This is a genomic window from Tractidigestivibacter scatoligenes (assembly GCF_001494635.1).
Lineage (GTDB): Bacteria > Actinomycetota > Coriobacteriia > Coriobacteriales > Atopobiaceae > Tractidigestivibacter > Tractidigestivibacter scatoligenes.
This window is the reverse complement of record NZ_LOJF01000009.1, coordinates 144,925-167,412: the sequence shown is the minus strand read 5'-3', so window position 1 is coordinate 167,412 and position 22,488 is coordinate 144,925. Positions and strand designations below refer to the sequence as shown.

Sequence of the window (22,488 nt, the reverse complement as noted above, 5' to 3'; positions counted from 1 at the left end):
CATGGATACCAGCACTCAGAAACTTCCTCGTGAGCTAACCAGGCGCGTCATGGTTGGCAACGTCGCCGTGGGCGGTGGGGCGCCCGTTTCGGTGCAGTCGATGTGCACCACCAAGACGGCAGACGCTGCGGCCACCCTTGCGCAGATCAGACGCCTTGCAGACGCCGGATGCGAGATCATCCGCGTGGCAGTTCCCAATGCGGAGTCGCTCGACGGCTTCGAGCGCATCTGCGCGGAGTCGCCGCTGCCTGTGATTGCGGACATCCACTTCGACTACCGCCTTGCCCTGAGTGCCGCCGCCCGCGGTGCGGCGGCCCTGCGCGTGAACCCGGGCAACATCGGCTCTTGGGATCGCGTGGACGCCGTGATAGACGCCTGCGGCGAGGCGGGGATTCCCATTCGCATTGGCGTCAATGCTGGTTCGCTTGACGAGAAGGTCGCTGCCAGGCAGGACCTTACGCTTCCGGAGAAGCTCGTGGCCTCCGCCGAGGGCTTTGTCGAGCACTTCCGTGACCGCGGCTTTCTCGACGTGGTGCTCTCGGCCAAGGCGCACAGCGTGCCCACCACGCTTGCGACCTACCGCGCGCTCTCGAAGGCTCTGCCCGAGGTCCCGCTTCATGTGGGCGTCACGGAGGCGGGAACGCTTCGACAGGGGACGGTCAAAAACGCCGCAGGCGTGGGAATTCTCCTCGAGGAGGGCATTGGCGACACCATGCGCCTCTCGCTCACCGCAGACCCGGTCGAGGAGGTCGCGGTTGCCTGGGAGCTCCTCTCGGCGCTTGGCATGCGCCGCCGCTCGCCCGAGCTCGTGAGCTGTCCCACCTGCGGCCGTTGCCAAGTCGACATGATTCCCATTGCCGAGGAGGTGGGCAAGCGCCTCTCTGCCGTGAAGGCGCCCATCACCGTTGCTGTCATGGGCTGCGTGGTGAACGGGCCCGGCGAGGCCTCCGACGCAGACCTTGGCGTGGCGTGCGGTCACGGGCAGGCCATGCTCTTCGAGGGTGGCAAGCCGCTGCGCAAGGTTCCTGCTGACAAGATCGTGGACGAACTCATGGCCGAGATTGAGCGGCGCTTCCCCGGTGCCCTTGATGCCTAATCGGCCGTAGAATTGCATAGCGTCGGTTTCGGCGCATGACGCCCGGCCAGTTTGCCGGGGGAGAGGACTTTCACCGTGAGAACGTATGCAAGGATGACCGGGCTCTATGCGCCTACGCTCAAGGAGGATCCCGCGGAGGCGGAGCTTGCAAGCCACCGGCTCCTGCTTCGTGCCGGCATGATTCGCAAGTCGGCCTCTGGTCTCTACAGCTACCTGCCGCTTGCGTGGCGCTCGCTCATGAAGATCGAGGCCGTGATTCGCGACGAGATGGAGGGCATTGGCGCGCAAGAGATGCTCGTCCCCATCCTCACCGACGGCGAGCTCTGGCGCCAGTCCGGCCGCTGGAGCGCCTACGGCCCGGAGCTCATGCGCCTCATGGACCGCCACGAGCGCGAGTTTGCCCTTGGCCCAACGCACGAGGAGTCCTTCACCGACCTTGTCCGCAACGAGCTTCGCTCATACAAGCAGCTGCCGGTGACGCTTTATCAGATCCAAGACAAGTTCCGCGACGAGCTGCGCCCCCGCTTTGGCCTCATGCGCGGCCGCGAGTTCATCATGAAGGACGGCTACTCCTTCGACGCCGATGTCGAGGGCATGCAGAAGTCCTATAACGACGAGAAGGGTGCCTACGCGCGCATCTGCGAGCGCGTGGGCCTGCGTGCGCTTCCCGTGGTTGCGGACTCCGGCCAGATTGGTGGCGACACCTCCGTCGAGTTCATGGCACTGGCGGACGCCGGCGAGGCCGAGATTGTCTACTGTGACGGCTGTGGCTTTGCGGCAGATACCGAGGCCGCTAGGGCCCCCATCAACCTCGTCGAGGGCGAGGAGGGAGACCTCCAGAAGCTCGAGACGCCTGGTTGCGGAACTATCGCCGACCTCGCGGCCTTCCTCAAGGTGCCTGAGGCCGCAACGAGGAAGGCGCTCGCGCTTGTCGACGGCGACGGCAAGCCCTGGGTGTGCTTTGTCCCCGGCGACCACGAGATGAACGACGTCAAGGCCGAGCACGCCTTTGGCGCCTACCACATGATGAGCGACGAGGAGCTCGTCCAGTACGGCCTCGTCAAGGGCTTCATCGGACCCATCGACCTTCCCGAGGGCGTGGGCTCCTGCGCCGATGAGTCGCTGCACGACTCCGCGTGGTGGGCAATCGGCGCCAACGATGCTGGCTACCACTACGTGCACGCGAAGCAAGGCCGCGACTTCACGATTGGCCGTTGGGTGGACGTCATAACTGCGAAGGCTGGCGACCGCTGCCCCAAGTGCGGCGCGCCACTCAAGGCCGCCCGAGGCATCGAGGTGGGCCAGGTCTTCCAGCTGGGCACCAAGTACTCCGAGACCATGGGCGCAACCTTCGCCGACCCCGACGGCGTCGAGAAGCCCTTCCAAATGGGATGCTATGGCATCGGCGTCTCTCGCATGCTTGCCGCCGTTGTCGAGCAGCACCACGACGAGCACGGCATCTCGTTCCCCGTGGCGGTAGCGCCCTACGAGGTCGAGGTCGTTCCTCTCGACGTGAACGACGACGTGGTGTGGCCCGTTGCCTCGCACGTGGCCGAGGAGCTTCTCGCCGCGGGCGTCGAGGTCATCGTGGACGATCGCAAGGAGCGCCCAGGAGTCAAGTTTGCCGACGCGGACCTCATGGGCTTCCCGTACCAGGTTGTCTGCGGCAAGAAGGCCATCAAGAACGGCAACGTTGAACTCAAGGTCCGTGCGACCGGCGAGCGCACCGAGGTTGCCATCGACGAGGTGGCTTCGCTCCTCTCGGCACGCATCGCCTCCGAGCGCGCGTGAGACAAAGGGACAGTCCCTTTGTCTCATTCACTGGGTGGAGGTGGGCCGCGGGACTTCCGCGGCCCTCTTTGTATAGGAGGAATTCCATGGGACGCATGAGCTATGCGGAGCTGGCAGAGGCCGCTCGAGGACAGATGGGCAACTGCAAGGCGTGTCGCGTTTGTGACGGGAGGGCCTGCCGCAACTGCATCCCTGGTCCGGGTGCAAAGGGCACGGGGATGGTGGCTATCCGCAACTACGATGCCTGGCAGTCTGTGATGCTTCACATGGACACCATCCACGAGCCGTATCTCCCGGACACCTCCGTGACACTCTTTGGGCGCAAGCTCTCGTTGCCCGTGATGGTTGGGCCGCTGGGTGACGTGAACCGCCACTACGGCCCCAAGTACGACATGGAGACCTACAACGACGTGATGCTCCGTGCAGCTGCAGGGGCAGGGTCGCTGGGGTGGACGGGCGACGGCCTTGCGGCATCGCTCCATGAGGGCGCCTGTCGCGCCATTTCGGGCTTGGATGGCTGTGGCATCTGCACCATAAAGCCCTGGTCCAAGGACGTGGTGCGAGACAAGCTGAGAATCGCCCTGACGGCACATCCCGTTGCTGTTGCCATGGATATCGATGGTGCGGGGCTTCCCTTCCTCAAGGGGCAGCAGCCACCAGCAGGTGCCAAAGGCGTCTCGCAGCTGCGCGAGATCGCTAAGGCCTGCCATGCGGCGGACACGCCCTTTGTCCTCAAGGGCATCATGACCGAGCGAGGCGCCGAGAAGGCCATGAAGGCCGGCGCCGACGGCATTGTGGTCTCCAACCACGGCGGACGCGTGCAGGACGGCGTGGAGGCCACAGCGACGGTTCTCCCCGAGATTTCCCGTGCCGTGGGAGACGACCTTGTCGTACTGGTTGATGGCGGCATCAGATCTGGCGTCGACGTCTTCCGGGCCCTTGCGCTTGGGGCTAACGCGGTCCTCATGTGCCGGCCGTTCGTGGTTGCGGTGTACGGTGGGGGAGGGCAGGGCGTGATGGACCTTCTCGCCCAGCTGCAGGGCGAGCTCGCGGACACCATGGAGATGTGCGGCGCCGAGACCGTATCGGACATCACGGACGACCTTGTGAGCTGGTAGGCATCTGGGGGTAACGTCACGCAGTGGCGACCCCCGTGTCTGCGCTTCTCGGAGTTTAGCTCCATTTATTAAAACCGTTTGCGGTGACCTGCGAAAACGCGGCCTGTGTTTGGATTATTGCACGTAATTTCTTGATGTAATACTTCCCAACTGGGGAAACGCTCTATTGACGAGAAATTTCGTGCAATAACGAGAAGCGGCGGGTAATGCCACCGGCTGGCGTGGCTGCCAGCCGCGCCAGCCACGGAGTTCAGCTCCTTTTCTTAGAACCGAAAACCGCTACCTGCGGAAACGCGATGTGAGTTTAAGAAAAAAAGAGCTATATTCCGCGAGAGCGGGGACCTCCGTGGCACCTTTGGTAGAGGGGTGCGTGAGACCTCCGGGAGAGATGATCTCCGGGGGTTGTTGGTACCGAAAAAGGCCTCGCGGGGATTCCCGCGAGGCCTTGGCCGTTACTTTCCGGTTGTGAGGAAGGTTTCCAGCCGCTGGTTGAAGCGGTCCGGATACTGGATGGCCATCAGGTGGCCGCCCATCACATACGTGGGGGTCTTGGGGCAGAGGCTGTGCCAGTACGGCTCCGCGACGTCTGCCCAGTGCTCGGCAATGAACATGAGCGTGGGAATCTTTTCGGACGCCTCCTGCGCGGTGGCTCGGTAGTCGGAGAGAATCGCGTCGCCAAAGAGCTCGTGAGTGACCCAGAAGGGCGTCTGGTTGGACATGTCGATGAACCACTCGTACTGCTCGTCCGTGAGCGGCCCCTGCCACATGACCTCGCGTAGGTAGCTGTCCCAGAAGCCCGCTGCGGTCTCCGGATGGTTCAGCGTGCGCGTCATGATCTCCGAAAGTTCGGCCGGCGTTCCCTCCGTCCAGGCCTTGGGGTCCTCGTTGTGAGGCAGCGGGGACATGTCAACCGTCACACAACCGGAGACGGACTCGACCCCCGCCTGCTCAAGGTAGCTCCACGCCTCTAGGTTTCCGCAGCTCCAGCCGATGAGCGTTGGCCTCTCGATGCCCTCGTGCTCCACCAGGCGGATGAGGTCACGACCGTGGGTCTGGTAATCATTGCCAAACGGGCACTTGGTAGAGAGACCCTGGCCGCGGGGGTCGACAAGGATCACGCGGTAGCTCTTGGAAAAGTGTTCCAGCTGGTGCTTGAAGACCTTGCCCGAGAAGGTGAGGCCAGGGATGAAGATGAGGGCCGGCGCGTCCTTCTCGCCTGCATCCCAGAAGTGGATTTGGACATCCGGTTCGACTGTCACATAGCGTGACTCCGTGCGCTCTGCGCTCATGGTTCTCCTTTCGTTTGCCTGCTGGCTCCATCCTAGCAGCCAAGGCGGTTGGCGGAGTTTAGCTCCTATTCTTATTACCGTTATTAGTTGCCTGCGCAAATGTGGCAGGTGATTAAGAAAAAGAGCTATTCTCTGCGAGAGGGGCCAGGAACCCTTTCGGAGAGGGGCGGCTGGCCACGCGGACACTGCTCTGCATGGCGTCGAGCCTTTTCTACATCGGCTCGGAAAAGCGTCGGACAAGCGTCATTTCCAACTTTTTCAAAAAAGTTGTTGACCAAGAATTCTCGTCTGGTATAGTAATTCCCGCACCAACCCACGGGGAATTAGCTCAGTTGGGAGAGCGCGTGACTGGCAGTCACGAGGTCAGGGGTTCGAACCCCCTATTCTCCACCATACATTCAGGGCGGCGGCATTTGCCGTCGCCCTTTTTCTTACGGGCTCATGGCGCAACGGTTAGCGCAGGGGACTCATAATCCCTGGGTTGTAGGTTCGAATCCTACTGGGCCCACCATGCCTTGCAAGCTCCTCCATCCTCAGCCGGTGGGGGAGCTTTTCCATGTCTCAAAGACGTGGCGAGAAACCCTTGGCAGCCTAATGGGTATACAAATTCCGTTTAGTTGCCGCGCTATAGCGTGGCCAGCTTCGTCGATTAGGGGTTATCCATGTCTCCGGAAGCAAAGAGGCTCAAGCTCTCTGGCATTGCTGCGCTCATTGCAGGGTGTGCCTGCGTTGTTGCGGGAATAGTCCTTGCGATTCTCGGCGTCGATATCACCGATCTCTTTGTTGTGGTTGCTTCGGTGGTCGCTCTGCTCTTGGGGGCAAGAGGAGCGAGGGTTGCGAACGTTCCTTCCAACGCACCAAAGCTCATGGGTCCCTCAGCCGGGGCTACGGTAGCAACGGGTGCGCTCTGCGCTGGTGACGTTGCGTTTGCTAACGGCCAAGTGGCACCAATCGTTGTTGGTGCCGTGGCATTTTTCCTGGCGCTTCTCGTTACCATCGCAACGTCTGCTGTGAAGAAGAGCGTCGAGAAGGTCTAACCGCGCACGACAAGACTCACACGTGTGCCCTAGGTTGGTTGTCATACCTTAAAAGTACCCCTAGGCCCCCTTGCGCTTTGCCATAGAATAGGATTGTTCGATTTCGGGTTATCGATGGCAAACGTGTGGGAGTAGACAGGCTTGGAAAGTGTGGCAACAGACAGGCGTGGCGGTTCTGTGGGTCCCGCAACCGGTGGAGGTTCGCAGCCGCCCGCAACCCGCGCACGCTCTCGGCGTGTGGCTGGCCTTGACGGCCTTCGAGTCATAGCCATTCTCGGTATTGTTATCTATCACGCGAATCCCACCTGGCTCTCTGGCGGTTTCTTTGGCGTAACGGTTTTCTTCGTAATTACTGGCTACCTTTTTACGCTCTCAATCCAGCGTGAGGTTGCACGCACTGGCTCGATTGAGTACGGGAAGCTCCTTCTCAAACGCGCGGTACGCCTGTGGCCTACGATGCTCGCCGTGGTTGGCGTGACCGTCATCCTCACGGCCATTCTCGCCCCATACTTGCTTCCTAAAGTTCAGAGCGATGCCGTTCCGGCGCTTCTGTTCTACGAGAACATCTACTACATTGTGCGCCAGGTGTCCTACTTTGCCGCCGCTGGTGCGCCCTCGCCGCTCACGCACTTCTGGTACCTGGGCGTAGTCATGCAGTTCTACATCTTGTGGCCACCTGTGGTGCTGTTGCTCTCGCGTGTTGTGCCGTCCCGTCGCCATGCGTGCTACGCATTGTGTGCGCTCATCCTTGCCTCCTCAGTTGCCATGTGGGTGCTCTTTGACCCCACGGCGGACACCGCTCGCATCTACTATGGACTAGATACACGTGCCGCCGAGCTTCTGGTCGGAGCCCTTCTCGCCATTGCAACCGGCGGGCGAGGAATCCGGCTGGAGAGGCTTGTGCCGGCCCTGCGGGAGCGTGGGGTGCCGGGATTTGTGTATGACGTTATTGCGCTTGGGTCGCTCTGCGGCATTGTTGCCATGATGTTTGCCTTCAATGGGTACAGCCACTTTGTGTACCGAGGCGGCATTCTTATTGCCGCTGTCCTCACGGCCCTTCTTGTGGGATGTATGTGCCGCCCTGACCACACCCTCGTTGGCCGGGCCCTTGGCGTTCCCGTTCTGGCAGAGGCGGGCAAGCGGGGCTACGCTCTGTACCTGTGGCACTACCCGCTGCTTGTCATTCTCAACCCTGCCACAAAGACCACGCCCCTGCCCTGGTGGGGATGGGTCCTCGAGTTTGCGGCAATTGTGGCGCTTTCAGAGCTCTCGTATCGTTTCCTCGAGAAGGCGCCGGCGCAGCCGCTTCCAGCCGTCCCGTCGTTTGTGGGCGCTCGCGCTGCTGGTGGGCAGCGTGGCGTTTCTCATTCGAGGCTAACGCGCGGTATCCTCGCGCAGCCGCTTCCGAGGCTCGTCATGGAAGGCGTTGGTATTGTGGCGGTTGCGGTGCTCCTGCTGGTCCCGCTCAATGCAGAGACAGCCAACACGCCGCAGGCGATGGCTGCTGGGCAGGAGTCGCCTCTTACCGAGCAGGCCGAGAGCCTCGAGAGCTACGACGACTCCGGCACCTACTTTTCCGGAACTGCGTTTGACGGTGCCTTCTCGTCCATCAACAACGTGAGCTACGACGTCGACGCCGAGACGGGCGCCACGGACGCCAAGGTCATTCTCATTGGCGACTCTGTTCCCGCGGGAGCGATCAACCAGTTCAATACCATTTTCCCCAACGGTTACATCGACGCCGTGGTTGGTCGCCAGATCTATGACGGCCCAGATGCCTATGCGCAAGACGTAGCCGCGGGACATGATGGCGATGTTGTGGTGTGGTCGCTTGGCGACAATGGCGTTGCCACCGAAGACCAAGTGAAGGCTCTGGTCGAGGCGGTCGACCCAGGCAAACGCGTGTACCTCGTGACCGCCCGCGTACCCCTTGCCCTCCAGGACATCAACAACGACCTGTTCAAGCAGGTGGCAGTCAACTACTCCAACTGCGAGGTCATCGACTGGTACGAGACAAGTGCCGGGCACGACGAGTACTTCTGGGATGACGGTACACACCTGCGTCCCGAGGGCGCGGACGCCTACGTGCTGATGCTTCGAGCGGCAATTACGGGAAGGTAGGAATTCTCGGTTGCCAAACCGGATTGTTTTGGTAATATAACAAACCGCACGGGCGATTGGCTCAGGGGTAGAGCACATCCTTCACACGGATGGGGTCGCTGGTTCGAATCCAGCATCGCCCACCATGAATTTGCGAGCCCACGGATTTTTCCGTGGGCTTTTTTCTTATCTAGTATCTCTACAACACCGATATGCCGCCTGCCGGCCATCTGCTGGCATATATATCTTTTTACATTGCTGTTATGTAGTGCACACGTATACTAGCCACTGTTAGGTAAATGACGTTATCTTTAACTTTGTGTTTGGTGGCGAGATGTCATATTCGGTCGTGCTTAGGTACCGCGGACGCGAATACTTTACGCTCCTGGATAATCCAGGAGATGTTTCCTTTGGCACGTACAAGAAGGATGACATCCAAGTCTCTGGTTCCGCCGACCACCTTATGGTCCTTAAGGCCACCGCCGGCAGTGACCGCATAGACGTCAAGTGCAAAGCGCCCCTCGCAACAAGCAGGCTCGCCGTTACCCTAAACGAGCTCACTTACATTCCCATCGACACAACTAGCCCCCTGGGAGAAATCCCGGACACTGCTGTGGATGACACGTTTAGCACGGCGCAGCTCTACATATCTCGAATTTGTGGAGAGGACACCGTCGCAGTCGACCTGCCATATCAGGGAACGATTAGCGTCGGACGCGCAAGCGACAATGACGTCGTCCTCAAGTACCCAATCGTCTCTGGTCACCACCTGCGTATTGTCTGCACCAGCGGCAAGCCTCACATCGAAGACCTGGAGAGCACGAACCACACGTACATGAACGGCCTGCGCATCACCAAGACCGTCATGAAGAGCGGTGACGTTCTCTCCATCTTCACCTTCCGCTTCACGCTCGAGAGCGGCGCGCTCCACTTCCACAACATGGGGAGCGCACTCACGGTAGCCCCCGGGCTTCTCCAGCCTATCAACCTCCTCGAACCAAAGCTCATCCCGCAGGAACTCCAGGCAAACGGATTCCCAAAATCGCTCGTCTACCATCTCTCTCCGCGAATCCGCGAGATGCTCCCCACCGACACCATCGTGCTCTCAAGCCCTCCCGCCTCCATGTCCCCATCGGCCAGGCAGGGCATGAACTGGATGTACCTCCTCAGCAGCGGTGTCATGATGGCCACAGGCCTGGCAGGCGGCGCACTCAACCCAATCTCGCTCCTTCCTCGCATGGCGTACATGATCTCTCCTGCCGCGAGCATGATCATGTCCAAGAAGATGAGCAAGGAGGAAAAGGAGCAGATTGAGGAGTACATGAAGCTCCGTGAGCAGACCTACCAGGCCTACATCGCAAACGAGAAGGCCCGCATTGGCAAGATCGCGGACGTCCAGCGTCGCATCATGCTCCAAGAGAACCTCGCTCCCACGGCCTGCATCGAGTCGGTGCTCAAGCTCAAGCGCAACCTCTGGGAGCGCCAGCCGGTAGACAGTGACTTCCTCAACCTTCGTCTGGGAATTGGCCGGGACCTCCTCTGCGCGCAGGTGCGTGCTCGCACGAGCGAGGATGGCTACCAGATGGAGCCGGACGAGGAGCTCGAAGCGCTCACCACGCAGATAATCGAGGAGACCCGCTACGTTGACGACATCCCCGTGGAGCTTCCGCTCGAGCAGATCCAGACGGTCGGCATCATAGGGCCAACCGATGTTGTCACCTACGAGCTGAGGGCGCTCCTCGTCGAGCTTACAAGCGAGCACAGCGCATCGGACGTCCGTCTGGTGTGCTTCTTCTCGCCAGAGTCCCGCAAGTTCTGGGCAGCGCTTCGCTGGCTCCCTCACACCTGGGATGAGAGCGGACAGGTGCGTTTCACCGCCTTCAACGAGAAGCGCGCCCACACCATCTGCGACATCCTCTCAGACGTCATCCGCAAGCGCGGACTCACGAGCGAGGACAGCACTGGCGCCCCCGTGGCGAAGAATCACGGTCCCGACGACCCTCCGGTCATACCGCACTTCGTCGTTATCGTGGACAACCCCGATGCCATGCGACGCGAACCTGTCTACGACGTGCTCACTTCGAACAACCCGTCGCTTGGCTGCACGACGATCCTTCTCGCCCAGGATGAGTACCAGCTTCCCCAAGGCTGCCAGTACATCGTGGACATGCGTGGGCGGCCTTGCGTCTTCAAGAAGGACGAGTTCGACAAGCGCATCTTCTTCGAGCAGGACGAGCACGTGCATACGAGGGACCTCGACGCGTACGCACGACGCCTTGCCGCAGTCGAGCTCTCCGGCAGTGCCGCCGAGGCCGAGATTCCCTCGTCCGTCACCTTCCTCCAGGGCTATGGCGTTCGCACACCAGAAGAGCTGAACATCCGCGAGCGCTGGGAGTCCAGCGAACCTTGGCGCACGCTGGCGGCACCCATCGGAGTCATGCGCGGAGGCAAGATCTTCTCGCTGGACGTCAAGGACGGCGACAAGTCGCATGGCCCCCACGGTCTTCTCGCCGGCACTACGGGCTCGGGCAAGTCGGAGCTTCTTCAGACCTGGATTCTCTCGATGTGCGTGAACTTCTCGCCATATGACGTGAACTTCGTGATCATCGACTACAAGGGCGGCGGCATGTCAGACCTCATGGCGCCTCTGCCGCACGTGGTGGGCAAGATTACCAACATCGACCGCAACATCGGTCGCTCGCTCGTGGCACTCAAGAGCGAGCTCAAGCGCCGCCAGAGGCTCTTTGCCGAGGTAGGCGTCAACAACATCAACAAGTACCAGAAGGCCTTCCGGGATGGAACCGCCAAGGTTCGCCTGCCGCACCTCATCCTTGTCACGGACGAGTTCGCCGAGCTCAAGAAGGAGGAGCCCGACTTCATGAAAGAGCTCAACTCCGTGGCGACCATCGGCCGTACGCTAGGCGTCCATATGCTCCTCGCAACGCAGAAGCCCGCCGGCGTGGTCAACGACCAGATCAACGCCAACTCTCGCTTCCGCATCTGCATGAAGGTGCAGGACGTGGCGGACAGCCGCGAGATGATCAAGCGCTCCGATGCCGCACGCATCACACAGTCCGGCCGTGCATACATCCGAGTGGGGGAGGACGAGTTCTTTGACCTCTTCCAATCCTTCTACAGCGCGGCGGAGTACACCGGCGGCACCCAGCATGGCTTCCAGGGCGAGAACCAGGTGCGCATTGTGGAGCCCACCGGCAACCGCATCACGCCCGTCAAGAACGCCAAGCGCAAGGCCACTGGCGAGGACGAGCTCGCCGTGATCGTGCGGCACATCAACGACGTGTGCAGCCAGCTTGGATTGGAGAAGATGGCTGGCCCGTGGCTGCCCGAGCTGCCGCACCTCATCCCCATGGCAGACGTCGCTGGCGCCCAGGTCTACGATGGCACTACATGGCCAGCCCACCAGGACAGGCTTGCCATCCCCATCGGCACCTTCGACGTCCCTGCGCAGCAGCTGCAGGGCACGCAGGTGCTGGACTTCGACAACGTTGGCCACTACGCGGTATACGGATCGCCCGGATCAGGCAAGACGACCTTCCTCAAGAGCATCATCTGCTCCCTGGCCGAGCACTTCGGGCCTGACGAGGTGCGCATGGAGATTGTGGACGCCGGAAGCTGGTCGCTCAGCGAGTTCTCGGGCATGCCACATGTTGCCCATGTGACGCTCAACCAGGACGAGGACAATGTTGCCTCCTTCGTGATGCGCATGCGCCGTGAGCTTGCAACCCGCAAGAAGGCCTTTCTGGCTCATGCAGTCAACTCGCTGCGCGCCTACCACGAGACGGTCTCGCCCGCGCTTCCTGCCATCGTGATACTCGTAGACCAGCTCGGACCGCTCTTCGAGACGTCACCTGAGTTCACTGACGTGATGTCCGACATAGCCGGCTCTGGCGCTCCGTATGGCATCCACATGGTCTATACCAACACCTCCACGATGGGCCTGAGCTTTAAGTTCCAGCAGCTAGTCAAGGGATGTGTGTGCCTGCAGATGTCCGACAAGGGCGACTACACCTCGCTCGTTGGCCCCACCTCGGGCATAAGCCTGCCCAACTGCCCCGGCCGCGCGCTCATGAAGGGCAACCCTCCCGTCGCCTTCCACACCGCCATGTACGCCGAGGGCGAGGAGGAGCAGGACCGCCACGCAACGGTCCTGGAGATGTGCCACAAGATGACCGAGGCATGGCAGCAGATTTCTGCAGAGAAGGAAAAGAACGCGCAAGCCGCGGCAGCCGCCTCTTCTCAGGCGCCCGGCCAAGCCCCGCAGAAGTGGCAGGGACAATCCGTCGCAGATGTCGCAATGCCTGCCGCGGCGCCTGGCATCTATGCAATACGGACGCAGCTTCCTCTAGGCACGCGCTCTGAGGACTTCGAGCCCGCAGTCCTGGATCTGACCGCCAATCCCCTTGTACTTGTTTCCGGAAGCGACGAGAGCCACCTGCGTCAGCTGTTCGACTCGCTGGCTGATTTGCTGTCATCGCGTCAGGATAACGAGGTCATTCGCCTTGCCCCGCAAGATGCCGAGCAGGCCGTTCAATCAGTCGCGAACCTCCTCAACGACCGGCTCAAAGACCGCAGGGCTCGCCAGACGGAGCCGGGCTTTGACGAGAAGTCCTGGCTCTCGGGCCTCCAGCAGGAGTGCCTGGTTATCGATGGCCTACCAACGGTAGCGGGCGCCCTTACCCCTGCCGGCCAGAGGACACTACGCAAGATTCTCTCAAAGGGAGGCCAATTTGGGCTCGTCGCCATAGCCTCTGCAGCCCGAGACCAGCTCGTCGGCGATGAGTTCGACCTTGTCACGGACCTTGCCGTGAATGCCGGGGTGGCAATCGTCTCGGGCGGGGCAGTTGGCGACTACCACTTCCTGCACATCTCACCAGATGACCCCTGTGGCATTGCATACCTCGATGATAACGAGAGCGCACTCGTGGTCGACAACCGTGTGACCCTCTTTAAGAGAGGGGGCGCACTATGAGGGATTTTGTGATCGTCACGGTCTCTGACACCATGAAGAACTTTGACTATGACCTGGAACTGCCAACTGGCGAGGACTCTCGATCCTTAGCGAGTGACATCGCGCAGGTACTCAAGGCTTACGACCCAACTCGTATCAAGTTTGGCCCACCATACCAGCTCTTTTGTCAGCGTCTCAACCGTGTGTTGACAGATGGGGAGACGCTGGCAGATGCAGGGGTCTGGAGCGGGGACCGTCTGGTTATCAACGGCACATACAAGTAGGACTACAGGCATGAGGAAGGAAGGTGGTGCCATGAGAGACCTTACGATAACCCCGATGGAGCTCTACTTCCTTGGAAAGCTCTTGGGCGCTCGCTACATCGACTATGGCTACATCGCCGCCATGCCGGACATCACGAAGCGTCCGGCCATACGCGAGCAGGAGACCATGGAGCTTCTTGAGGACGAGGGACTCATCGAGACCGACTTCTCCGGCGATGCCGAGGTCATGCCTGAGGTGGCAGGTTTTCTCCATCCGGTGCTCTTCTCTGGCAGGGAGGCACGTCTGCGAATCGGGGAGGCCGTCCACACCTTCCATCTGGAGGATGGGCGCGTCGTAGAGGGCACGCTCGATGGCGGGGCAATCGCCTTCCATGAGGTGAGCGACCAGGACATCTATGCGCTTCTGGCAGGCGGGGATGCCGCAGTGATCCAGCTGGCGGATGTCCGGACAGGATACAGCCGCAAGGAATACGGAGAAGACGAGCTTCTGGACGCCAAAGCATGCGCCCAGGCCGTCGCGTTACTGAAAGGAGCTGCATAGCATGCCGAACCTGACGAACGAGAGTGGCGCCGTCATGATCAACAGCGATGCCGCGGCATCGGACATCGCAAAGATCAAGACGGCTATGCAAGAGCTCACGGATGCACAGGATGCAATCGCGAGGCTCAAGAATGGGGCTGCAGACATGCAGGGGAGCATTCCGACGGCCATCGTCGAGCAGTGCGAGAGGCTCGAGAAACAGATCTCTAATCTGAACTCCCACCTCACGGCTGCCCAGAACCTCATCAGCCAGACCGTCTGGAAGTACACCGAGATGGATGCGCAGCTCGCGCAGAAGATCCAAGGAGGGAGCGTCTAGCAATGTCCAGGATCACCATTGATTTCGAGGGGCTCACCGATGCTGTCAACAGGATGAACAGCGCCATCGAGTCCTATTCGTCCCTCAATAGCAATCTGGGCTCTGTCGTGCAGGGCATCGGCGATAGCTGGGGCGGTCAGGCCGCCAACGCCTACACCGAAGTCATGTCCCAGTACATGAAGCAGGCCAACCAGATGGTCGATGTGCTCGATGCGTTCAAGCAGTATGCGGGGTCTGTCGAGAGCGACTTCCAGAATCTCGATCAGCAGTGCGCACAGATGATCCGGAACGCCTTCTAGGAAGGGGATGAGACAGCATGGCAGGTGTGACATTCAATATCGATACCGAGGAGCTGAGGTCGCTTGCCCAGACGGCAAGCCAGCTCAATGACTCGCTGACCGATGCAGAGGCGCAGCTCAACGCCATTACGGTGCATAACGACTGGTACTGCTCGGAGAGAACCAGGATCAACCAGTACACCCTTGAGAACCGCATGCTCGCTACGACGCTGCAGTCCAATGCCGAGGCCTTTTACAACGCGGTCAAGCAGTCCTCGGATCTTGCCGATGAGGCAGAGCAGCGCTACATCCAGCAGCAGGGCAACCTCGACGACGTCATTGCCACAATCGTGAATGCTGTTCCCGCAATCGAGGGGACATCCACGGTGGATACTCCCAACATTGCTGACTTCAGCAATATGATCTTGTACTAAGGAGCGCAATCATGTCAGAGGTCAAATTCTCTCAGATGTCGCTCCAGGAACAGGCGACGGAGATTGCCAACCTTCAGCAGCAGTACGACGATACATTCCAGACGGTCAAAAGCATTCTCGACCTCATGAATGGCAGTTGGAGCGAAGGGCTTGCAAGCAACTTCACGGGTAAAATCGGTAGCGCGCAGAAATCGTTCTCAAGCATCCTGAGCATGCTCGCCAATGGCTCGAGTGCCGCCAAGATCGCAGCCCTCTCGTACTCGGAGGTCGGCTCGGTCCTGCAGTCGCTCATCAGCTCCGTCACGGGCGAAAGCACGGCCACCGAACGGGCAGGTGCCTATACAGCCGGAGGCGGAGGATACTCCGCGGAGGGCGGTGGTGAAGACTCGTTTGGTGGGAACATGTCCGCTATCGCTAACTACATCGAGGGTGCCGACCTTAACTCGAACCAGGCCGCCACTCTCAAGGAGTTCCTCAAGTTGGCTGGTGACGACCCGCAGGTTTTAAAGTCACTTGGTGTCTCGAGTGATGAAGTCGTCGGCTACGTTCAGGATATCGTGAACGGCGATTACAAGACAGTTCTGCAAAAAATCGAAGACAAGGGTCTGAACAAGGTCGTAAGCAAGACTCTTGAATCCGATTGGGCAAAGAACTGCGGAATCACGGGATCGAACGACGCTGCCATCTCGGAGTTAGGAAAAGCGCTGAGCGGCGGCACGATCGATTTGGCTGGCGAGCAGTCATCTGTCATCAAGAACTCTGTCAAAGAGTCAGCTACGGGAGCCGTTAACATCGCGACCACTATTGCTAACGGCGGCTCTCTTGGTGATGTCGTCAAGACAGCAGCTGAAACGACCTGGAAGGCCGTGCCGGGCAACATCATCGAGACGGTTGGCCAAGGAGCCGAGGACTTCATTTTGGGCGACGCAGCTGATGGAAAGGGTCTGAATGCCGACCCTGTCTTCGGCTACTTCCGGAACGTCGCGAAAGAAGAGTATTCAGAGCGTGGCGTGTCCAACATCTATGAGATGGTCGGCAGCTCCATGGACATGGTTCACGAAGCGATAACCGGCGAGACGGACAGCTATTACCAGAACTACTACGCGACCCACAGCGTGGGCGATGTCATCGACGACGGCGTCGATGCGGTTAAGTATGTGGCTGGCAATCTCTTCCATTCAGTGTTCAGCAAGTAAGCAGAGCATCCCATCAGTCCCCAAGATTCCCATTGGAGGAAACCATGAACAGAATCCTTCCCATCGGTTCCGTTGTCATGCTAAAGGGCGGACAGGTGCCAGTGATGATCATCGGGTACATGCAGCAGTTTGGTCAGCAGCCCGATGCGTTCGCAGACTATCTGGGCGTTCCCTATCCCGCGGGTAGCGTAAGCCTAATGTCGCAGCTTGGCTTCCAGATGACTGACATCGACCATGTCATTTTCGAAGGCTACAAGGACGAGTCCTTCGAGCCCTACGAAAAGCTCCTGAAGTTCGTGGAAGCTCGCCACACCGAAGAGCTTGCGGCAGCCGGTGAGCTCACCGCTCAGGACGCCACCGTGGCGCAGAACGAAGACTAGCAGTAATACCATCCTTGTCTTCCTGCACCCACGAACAGAGGGGGATTCGGCACTATGGGCATCATGAATTTCATTGACGCTGCGGTTGGTAGACTGCCAGTCCCCCTCTACTGCGCCTGTGGATGTAATACGGGGAAGAGACGCCCAAAGAACGAAGACAACTTCTGCTTCGATGGTGACTACCTCCAAGACCCAAATAACGTGAAGTCTTTGGGCGACGAGGTGCTTACCATGCGAGTGGGTGGCGTGGACTGGGAGACGGGCTTCCCACGTCTCTTTGGTGTTTTCGATGGCATGGGTGGCGGCGACTACGGCGAGGTCGCTTCCGAGAAGGCCGCACATATAGTGCATGACTGGTTGGTCGGTCGCCGCACAATCCCGGACAGCGAGCTCGATGGGGTTGAGGGCAGCCTCATCGCATTGTGCAACCTGATTAACCAGGAGGTTTACCACACGGCCTTCAACCTTGGCTCTGAGCAGATGGGTTCCACCCTTGCAATGCTCTACTTCCTAAGCGGATGCGTGTGGACCGTGAACCTAGGTGACAGCCGAGTCTTCCGCGTTCGAAATGGGAATATGCGGCAGCTCTCTGTTGACCATACCGACGAGGAAGAGATGCGGGCTGTGGGCATCGTGGACAGGAAGCCCATGCTCACGCAGTACCTGGGAATCGATCCAGAAGTCTTCAACCTCGAACCCTCGGTAAGCAGGAGAACCGTGAAGAGGGGAGACGTCTACCTCGTCTGCAGTGACGGACTGACTGACATGGTTCAGGAAGACCGCATCTGCGAGATTCTAGACGAGGGAAAGAGTCCCGAGGAGTGCGTTCGCCAACTAATCCGCTCCGCACTTGAGGCTGGCGGCAGAGACAACATCACCACGCTTGTCATCTTCGCCGGCTAATCGCCACGTTTTATTACTTCGTTTATCCTAAGAGGAGCAGGACCATGCCCGACACCCCAGACATCGTCATCCCCTGGCCGGATTGGCAATTGGTTCGCCGTCTTGGCCGCGGCTCCTACGGAAGCGTCTGGGAGATTGAGCGCAACGTAGCCGGCGAGCCCGAGAGATGCGCCCTGAAGGTCGTGAGCATTCCCCCGGAGGGCGACTGGGACGGTTCGCTCGGCCTTGGCTACGACGAGGGCACCCTTTCGGAGAGCTACGGCAAACAGGCTGACCAGGTCCTGCACGAGTACCAGCTCATGGCGTCGCTCTCTCATTCCAACATTGTCGCTTGCCGTGATGTGGCCAAAGTGTCTCACGCTGGAGACCCCGGATGCGACGTCTTCATCCGTATGGAGCTCCTTACGCCCCTCCCACGATGGCTTAAGGGCAGGGACGCCGACCCGCGCCTCGCGGCGAGAGTTGGCCGCGATATCGCCAGAGCCCTGGAGGCATGCGAGAAGAGGGGAGTGGTCCACCGCGACGTGAAGCCCGCCAACATCATGGTGGACGAGTGGGGAGACTTCAAGCTCGGCGACTTCGGAGTCGCCCGCACGATGGAGGGTACTCGCACCGCGACCGTAGCCGGCACCCAAAGCTTCATGGCGCCCGAGGTAGAGAGACACGAGCGCTACAACCAGACGGTCGACATCTACTCCCTCGGCCTCGTGATGTGGTGGATGCTCAACGGGTACCGCGGGCCGTTCATGCCGGCCGGGAGCATCGCCCCAGGTGACGTGGCACGCGCAGAGGCGATGAGACTTCAAGGCGAGCCGATCCCCACCCCCGACAACTGCCCGTCCGAACTCGCATGCATAGTCCTCAGGGCCTGCGCCTACAGGCCGGGGGACCGCTACCAGTCAGCCGCGGAACTGGTCAAGGACTTGGATGCGTTCCTAGAAGGAAGACGGATTCCCGCTCCCGAGCCGAACATAACCGAGCCTGTCATGCATGGCGGGAGAGAGACCGGCACCGAGGAGAACAACTGGGTCGACGCCGGAGGCGAGACCATCGGCAAGGACCATGGCAACGGCTCGACTCCTGTAGCCGTCCCTCTTGAGGCCGGCCCCACGGTGGTAGGTCCCTCCGGGCACACTCCCGGCGGGGAGGCTAAGCCGGCAGGCAAGTTGGAGACCGGCGCCCCCCAGGCTCACCCCAAGCAGTCGCCCCGGAACGAGGAGCCCCCGGAGCCCGCTCCCCCTGTCCCGGAGCCGAAGGCGGGCGCGCAGGGAAACGGGGGTACCGGAATCTCCAGGAGGGCCTTCATCATCGGAGGCACAGCAGCTGCTGCAGCTGCGCTTGCGGGATTTGCAGTAGCTGGACAGAACGGGAGTACATCGGGCAGCACACCCTCAAGCAGCAGCACGTCAACATTCTCGGATACTTCCAACAGCGACACATCCTCCAGCGCGTCCTCAACGGATGACGTGGACAATTCGAGCACAACCGTCAGCGCATCCACGTCTGGAATCATCACGCTCCCAGTCGATTCAAGAGGCAGCGACCGGGTAGCCTGCGATTATTCGTCTGCGACTCCGAGTCCCGCGACGCAGATTGTAGGGAAAGATATTGTTGGCTCTGTTGCGGTATTGGTGCTCCGGTGTCGTGACGGCAGCTCCCTTGTTGTAACAGAAGGCGATGCAAACCAAGAGCTATTGGAGGAAGTAGCAGCATGGACTGACCTCCGCAAGGTTTGGTTTGGAGAGCACTCTGACGGCACGGATTACGTGCCATATGCACTCGGGCAACGCGACGACGGGGGCTTCGTCACCACATGGGTTGAGCTCGCCGATAAGATTGCATCCGACACGTCCGGCTCCTGGAGCGGAGTCGCCGACTTCTCTGTATCAGTCAGTGAGGTGGATGTCATCACCGTCGGCGGGGAGTGGTTGCGCACGTACGACGGTGTGGGTGACTTGCCTTTCGAGGTCCTGTCCGCATCGGGTCGGACAGCCCCTGGTGGCTCACTCTATCCCAGCGGGCCGGTGCAGGCCTTCGCTGCCAACGGGTACGGGTCGCGCATCCTCCTCATGCGGGACGGCACCTGCTGGAGCACCTACGAAGAAGGCGGCTTGTGCGGCGATGCCATACGCTCCTGGACAGGTATCGTGCAGTGCATCGATGCGTATCCTATCTTTGCCGCCCTCAGCTCGGATGGAACGGTGCGCGCTGCGACATCTAGTGACGAAGAAGAAGACAGTGATTACGATGAACAACAGCAAATCGTCAAAGAGCTCTCTGGATGGAGTGACATCAGCAAGCTGGATGCCGCCCTCCTTATCCTTGGCGTCACGTCCGGAGGCGATGTGCTGATCCTGGATACTTGGCGTCAGCTCAACACTTTGGACCTCGGCCTCTCCGGAATCGTAGACGCGAAAATTATAGGAGATTGGATCGTCACGATTGACGGGGATGGGCAAGTGAAGGCCACGCGGGCTTACAAACTGCTAATGAGACTATAAGGCAAGGGCTAGCGGCAGGGGAAGGTAACTGGAGCTGACATGCCCACAATAGCCGACTCTCTGAGCAGTTCCGGATGATTGCTCAACACGAAACGCAATACCTGGCGGGAGTAAAGAGATGGAAGAATCCCTCGACATACATATCCCCTGGCCCGGATGGCATGCGGTGCGCCGTCTGGGTCGCGGCTCCTATGGAAGCGTGTGGGAGATCGAACGCGAGGTGGCGGGAAAGCCGGAGCGCTGTGCGCTCAAGGTCGTAGGCGTACCCCCGGAGGGAGGATACGACGACTCCCTCGACATGGGCTACGACGAGGAGAGCGTCACGGCCGCTTACGGCGAGAGGGCAGACACTGTGCTCAGGGAGTACCAGCTCATGGCGTCGCTCGCGCACCCCAACGTAATCTCGGTCAAGGATGTCGGGAAGGTGCATCATGAGGATACTCCGGGATACGATGTCTTCATCCGCATGGAACTGCTGGAACCACTGCCCGCATGGGCACGGGGTCGCAGCGTCTTTCCGGTGGATGTTGCCCACGTTGGCCACGACATCGCCAGCGCTCTAGCCGCCTGCGAGTCCGAGGCCATCGTGCACAGGGATGTGAAGCCCGCGAACATCTTTGCCGACAGGTGGGGGACATTTAAGCTCGGAGACTTCGGTGTGGCCAGGAACCTCGAGGGTACGTGCACGGCCACCATGGCGGGAACCCAGAGCTACATGGCCCCCGAGGTGGCGCGCCATGAGCGGTACAACCAGACGGTCGACGTCTACTCCCTCGGGCTCGTGATGTGGTGGATGCTGGACGGGTACCGGCTGCCCTTCATGCCGAAGGGCATGCTCGCCGCAGACGACGCCGCACGCGCGGAGGTCAGGAGGCTCTCCGGCGAAGAGATTCCCGCCCCCGAAGGCTGCCCGGAAGAGCTTGCACGCATTGTCCTGAAAGCTTGCGCCTACAGATCGGAGGAACGATACCAGTCGGCCACTGAGATGATGGCGGACTTGGATAACTTCCCTGCGAAGGCAGCCATAACGTCCGCAATACCCGAACAGCCCAACCCAGCGGAGCATGGAAGGGCTGACACCCAGATAGATCTGGACTCCAACTGGGAGGATGACGAAGGTGCGACTGTCGGCCGCGGTTTTGAAAGCACCCCTTTGCCCGTGGAGTCACATGAGGTCGGAGAGACAGATGCGGTCTCCTTCGATACAGCGCGCATTGGGCAAACCAGGAAATCGATAGACGGCCGCTCCGCGTTCGGCAACCACGATTCCTGGATACCCTGCGACTACTCGTCCGTGACGTCGAGTCACGCTACCGAGGTTGTAGGGGCCTGCGATGACGGTACCTTTGTACTCCGCTGCGAGGACGGCAGCACTGTGGTCACAACATCCGGGGAAGCGGACGGGGACATGCTGGAGGAGGTTGCGGGTTGGACGAATCTCCAAAAGGTGTGCTTCGGGGAATACTGCAGCAGCGACTCGGGGGACGTCTCATACGCGCTCGGCCTACGCGATGATGGGAGCTTCGTCTCGACCTCTGATGACCTTGCCGAAGCGATCGCGGCCTGTTCTCTCGGCTCCAGATGCGGGATCGTCGACTTCGCGATCACAGGACCTAGTGAGATTCAGATCATCACCGATAGTGGGAAGTGGCAGAAGCTGGCCTTGCTGCAGAACTCAAGCGTTGACATGCCTGATGGGCCACCCTATCTCGATAAGCCTGCACGTGCCTTCCCTGCAAACGCGGAGGGCACTGCTATCCTTCTCACGCAGGGTGGCACCTGTTGGAGCAGTTACGGCGAGGGATTCACATGCGGCGATGCCATACGCTCCTGGACAAGCATCGTGCAGTGCATCGACGGGGCAAGTATCTACGCCGCCGTCGACTCCGATGGCAGGGTACATGCCACCACCTGGCATCCCGTGGACGATGAGGAATATGAGAAATGCCTCAGGCTTGCAGAGGGAATTGCCGGCTGGAACGGCATCAGGAAGCTTGATGGCATCTATGGCACGTTCCTGGGTGTCACGTTCGAAGGCGATCTGTTGCTTGGCGAGTTTGACTACTGGGATGACGCGCCGGCATTCAACACCTACGACCTCGGCATCTCGGGAATTGTTGACGCGGCTGTTGCTGACTGCTCCGCCTCCGATGGTGGCCTGATTGTCGCAATCGACGATAACGGAAATGTCGCAATCGCCAGTGTTGGCGAGCTGGAAGAGGCCCGCTCGGCAATTAGCATACGGCGCTAGA

Annotated in this window: 17 protein-coding genes and 3 tRNA genes; 19 read left to right on the top strand and 1 reads right to left on the bottom strand. The window is 60.2% G+C overall.

Translation table 11 applies throughout. The annotated features are described in order from the left end of the window. The first annotated feature begins 1 nt into the window (after nt 1). From ispG to AUL39_RS05260, 3 genes are all read left to right on the top strand, one after another. Nucleotides 2-1,096 (top strand): flavodoxin-dependent (E)-4-hydroxy-3-methylbut-2-enyl-diphosphate synthase, encoded by a 1,095-nt coding sequence (gene ispG, locus AUL39_RS05270; protein WP_059054419.1) that lies wholly within the window; start codon nt 2-4, stop codon nt 1,094-1,096. A gap of 93 nt (nt 1,097-1,189) precedes the next feature. Next, nucleotides 1,190-2,887, top strand: coding sequence for a proline--tRNA ligase (locus tag AUL39_RS05265; RefSeq protein ID WP_201783933.1), 1,698 nt, complete (start codon nt 1,190-1,192; stop codon nt 2,885-2,887). An 86-nt stretch (nt 2,888-2,973) separates the two neighbouring features. Beyond that, nucleotides 2,974-4,005 (top strand): alpha-hydroxy-acid oxidizing protein, encoded by a 1,032-nt coding sequence (locus AUL39_RS05260; protein WP_235810773.1) that lies wholly within the window; start codon nt 2,974-2,976, stop codon nt 4,003-4,005. 452 nt (nt 4,006-4,457) lie between these two features. Here AUL39_RS05260 and AUL39_RS05255 read toward each other — a convergent pair whose 3' ends face one another. Further along, a complete protein-coding gene (locus tag AUL39_RS05255) occupies nt 4,458-5,294 on the bottom strand; it encodes an alpha/beta fold hydrolase (protein ID WP_059054414.1) in 837 nt (278 codons plus the stop codon). A 317-nt stretch (nt 5,295-5,611) separates the two neighbouring features. Here AUL39_RS05255 and AUL39_RS05250 point away from each other — a divergent pair. From AUL39_RS05250 to AUL39_RS05175, 16 genes are all read left to right on the top strand, one after another. After that, nucleotides 5,612-5,687 (top strand) — tRNA-Ala (locus tag AUL39_RS05250). Nucleotides 5,688-5,729: 42 nt separating this feature from the next. Further along, a tRNA-Ile gene (locus AUL39_RS05245) sits at nt 5,730-5,805 on the top strand. A 151-nt stretch (nt 5,806-5,956) separates the two neighbouring features. Continuing rightward, on the top strand, nt 5,957-6,331 hold the full coding sequence (locus AUL39_RS05240) for a hypothetical protein (RefSeq protein WP_059054412.1): 375 nt from the start codon (nt 5,957-5,959) through the stop codon (nt 6,329-6,331). 237 nt (nt 6,332-6,568) lie between these two features. After that, entirely contained in the window at nt 6,569-8,452 is a 1,884-nt protein-coding gene (locus tag AUL39_RS05235; protein ID WP_160327037.1) for an acyltransferase family protein, read from the top strand. A 50-nt stretch (nt 8,453-8,502) separates the two neighbouring features. Continuing rightward, nucleotides 8,503-8,577, top strand: a tRNA-Val gene (locus tag AUL39_RS05230). 188 nt (nt 8,578-8,765) lie between these two features. Next, nucleotides 8,766-13,421 carry a type VII secretion protein EssC gene (gene essC / locus AUL39_RS05225; RefSeq protein WP_059054408.1) on the top strand — a complete coding sequence of 1,552 codons (4,656 nt, stop codon included), beginning with the start codon at nt 8,766-8,768 and terminating at the stop codon, nt 13,419-13,421. Next, nucleotides 13,418-13,684, top strand: a complete 267-nt coding sequence (locus AUL39_RS05220; RefSeq protein WP_059054406.1) for an EsaB/YukD family protein — start codon at nt 13,418-13,420, stop codon at nt 13,682-13,684. The genes essC and AUL39_RS05220 overlap by 4 nt, the downstream gene beginning before the upstream one ends. Before the next feature lie 31 nt (nt 13,685-13,715). Further along, nucleotides 13,716-14,225 carry a hypothetical protein gene (locus tag AUL39_RS05215; protein WP_153001574.1) on the top strand — a complete coding sequence of 170 codons (510 nt, stop codon included), beginning with the start codon at nt 13,716-13,718 and terminating at the stop codon, nt 14,223-14,225. 1 nt (nt 14,226) lies between these two features. Continuing rightward, nucleotides 14,227-14,544 carry a hypothetical protein gene (locus tag AUL39_RS05210; protein ID WP_059054402.1) on the top strand — a complete coding sequence of 106 codons (318 nt, stop codon included), beginning with the start codon at nt 14,227-14,229 and terminating at the stop codon, nt 14,542-14,544. A gap of 2 nt (nt 14,545-14,546) precedes the next feature. Beyond that, nucleotides 14,547-14,843 (top strand): WXG100 family type VII secretion target, encoded by a 297-nt coding sequence (locus AUL39_RS05205; protein ID WP_059054399.1) that lies wholly within the window; start codon nt 14,547-14,549, stop codon nt 14,841-14,843. Nucleotides 14,844-14,860: 17 nt separating this feature from the next. Next, on the top strand, nt 14,861-15,256 hold the full coding sequence (locus tag AUL39_RS05200; RefSeq protein WP_059054397.1) for a hypothetical protein: 396 nt from the start codon (nt 14,861-14,863) through the stop codon (nt 15,254-15,256). Between the two features lie 11 nt (nt 15,257-15,267). Next, nucleotides 15,268-16,452, top strand: a complete 1,185-nt coding sequence (locus tag AUL39_RS05195; RefSeq protein WP_059054395.1) for a hypothetical protein — start codon at nt 15,268-15,270, stop codon at nt 16,450-16,452. Nucleotides 16,453-16,496: 44 nt separating this feature from the next. Then, complete coding sequence (locus AUL39_RS05190) at nt 16,497-16,832, top strand: DUF4176 domain-containing protein (protein ID WP_059054392.1); 336 nt, start codon at nt 16,497-16,499, stop codon at nt 16,830-16,832. 63 nt (nt 16,833-16,895) lie between these two features. Beyond that, nucleotides 16,896-17,735 carry a PP2C family protein-serine/threonine phosphatase gene (locus tag AUL39_RS05185; RefSeq protein WP_160327035.1) on the top strand — a complete coding sequence of 280 codons (840 nt, stop codon included), beginning with the start codon at nt 16,896-16,898 and terminating at the stop codon, nt 17,733-17,735. A gap of 44 nt (nt 17,736-17,779) precedes the next feature. Further along, the gene (locus AUL39_RS05180; protein WP_059054388.1) at nt 17,780-20,236 is read left to right on the top strand and encodes a serine/threonine-protein kinase; all 2,457 of its coding nucleotides are present in this window, start codon (nt 17,780-17,782) and stop codon (nt 20,234-20,236) included. Between the two features lie 118 nt (nt 20,237-20,354). After that, nucleotides 20,355-22,487, top strand: coding sequence for a serine/threonine protein kinase (locus tag AUL39_RS05175; RefSeq protein ID WP_059054386.1), 2,133 nt, complete (start codon nt 20,355-20,357; stop codon nt 22,485-22,487). Nucleotide 22,488 lies beyond the last annotated feature (1 nt).

Bases quoted from the DNA above. Each gene is read 5' to 3' on its own strand.
- ispG (WP_059054419.1), top strand. From the start codon at position 2: ATGGATACCAGCACTCAGAAACTTCCTCGTGAGCTAACCAGGCGCGTC.
- AUL39_RS05265 (WP_201783933.1), top strand. From the start codon at position 1,190: ATGACCGGGCTCTATGCGCCTACGCTCAAGGAGGATCCCGCGGAGGCG.
- AUL39_RS05260 (WP_235810773.1), top strand. From the start codon at position 2,974: ATGGGACGCATGAGCTATGCGGAGCTGGCAGAGGCCGCTCGAGGACAG.
- AUL39_RS05255 (WP_059054414.1), bottom strand. From the start codon at position 5,294: ATGAGCGCAGAGCGCACGGAGTCACGCTATGTGACAGTCGAACCGGAT.
- AUL39_RS05240 (WP_059054412.1), top strand. From the start codon at position 5,957: ATGTCTCCGGAAGCAAAGAGGCTCAAGCTCTCTGGCATTGCTGCGCTC.
- essC (WP_059054408.1), top strand. From the start codon at position 8,766: ATGTCATATTCGGTCGTGCTTAGGTACCGCGGACGCGAATACTTTACG.
- AUL39_RS05220 (WP_059054406.1), top strand. From the start codon at position 13,418: ATGAGGGATTTTGTGATCGTCACGGTCTCTGACACCATGAAGAACTTT.
- AUL39_RS05215 (WP_153001574.1), top strand. From the start codon at position 13,716: ATGAGAGACCTTACGATAACCCCGATGGAGCTCTACTTCCTTGGAAAG.
- AUL39_RS05210 (WP_059054402.1), top strand. From the start codon at position 14,227: ATGCCGAACCTGACGAACGAGAGTGGCGCCGTCATGATCAACAGCGAT.
- AUL39_RS05205 (WP_059054399.1), top strand. From the start codon at position 14,547: ATGTCCAGGATCACCATTGATTTCGAGGGGCTCACCGATGCTGTCAAC.
- AUL39_RS05200 (WP_059054397.1), top strand. From the start codon at position 14,861: ATGGCAGGTGTGACATTCAATATCGATACCGAGGAGCTGAGGTCGCTT.
- AUL39_RS05195 (WP_059054395.1), top strand. From the start codon at position 15,268: ATGTCAGAGGTCAAATTCTCTCAGATGTCGCTCCAGGAACAGGCGACG.
- AUL39_RS05190 (WP_059054392.1), top strand. From the start codon at position 16,497: ATGAACAGAATCCTTCCCATCGGTTCCGTTGTCATGCTAAAGGGCGGA.
- AUL39_RS05185 (WP_160327035.1), top strand. From the start codon at position 16,896: ATGAATTTCATTGACGCTGCGGTTGGTAGACTGCCAGTCCCCCTCTAC.
- AUL39_RS05180 (WP_059054388.1), top strand. From the start codon at position 17,780: ATGCCCGACACCCCAGACATCGTCATCCCCTGGCCGGATTGGCAATTG.
- AUL39_RS05175 (WP_059054386.1), top strand. From the start codon at position 20,355: ATGGAAGAATCCCTCGACATACATATCCCCTGGCCCGGATGGCATGCG.